At 71.0% G+C, this 861-nt stretch carries 1 protein-coding gene; it reads right to left on the reverse strand.

The annotated features are described in order from the left end of the window. Nucleotides 1-777: IS21-like element helper ATPase IstB (gene istB, locus C6558_RS38790; RefSeq protein WP_107028846.1), on the reverse strand; the 777-nt coding region annotated here is incomplete at its 3' end. Nucleotides 778-861 lie beyond the last annotated feature (84 nt).

The raw sequence follows: 861 nt of genomic DNA on the forward strand, positions 1-861 counted from the left end.
TGGCATGACTCCCTTCCCGGCCATTGCCTGGGTCATCCGTACGGAGTCTCCGGTGGTCTGGCACACGTGGGCGTGGTGCAGGAGCCGGTCCACGGTGGCGGTGGCCAGGGTCTTGGGCATCAGCTCGTCGAAGCCGGCCGGGTGCAGGTTCGAGCTGATCGCTACGGAGCGTTTCTCGTAGGCGGCGTCCACGATGCGGTAGAGGCCCTCGGCGGCATCGTCGGCGACCGGCAGCAGGCCGATGTCGTCGATGACGATCAGGTCGGCGCGCAGGATTCGGGCGACGGCTTTGGTGATGGTGTCATCGGGCCGGTGGGCCCGGATCATCGCCCCGAGGTCCTCCAGGGTGAACCAGGCCACCCGCTTGCCCTCCTCCACGGCCTGCTGGCCCAGGGCCTCGAGGAAGAAGGTCTTGCCGGTGCCGGAGGGCCCGCAGACCACGAGGTTCTCTCTGCGCGAGAGCCATTCCAGGGTGCGCAGGGACTGCTGGGTCGGGGCCGGGATCGAGGAGGCGCCCGGATCCCAGGTCGTGAAGGTCTTGCCGGTGGGGAACCCGGCGGCCTTGCGCCGGGCGGCGAGCATGGATCGGGCCCGACCGGTGGTCTCCTCGACCAGCAGGGCCTTGAGGACCTCGGCCGGCTCCCAGCGTTGGGCCCGGGCGGTGGCCAGTACCTCGGCGGCGATACCGCGGGCGTGGGGCATCTTCAGCTGCCGCAACAGCGCCTCCAAATCGGCCGGCAGCGCCGGTGCGGCGGTGTTCGGGGTGTGGATGCTCACCGGGCTGCCCCCTCGGTGTTGGAGGTACCGAGGCCGGCCCAGCCGGCGGTGCCCTGGGTCAGGGACCGTTCCTCGGTGGCGGTG

The organism is Ensifer sp. NM-2 (assembly GCF_003024455.1).
GTDB classification, from domain to species: Bacteria; Pseudomonadota; Alphaproteobacteria; order Rhizobiales; family Rhizobiaceae; genus Ensifer; species Ensifer canadensis.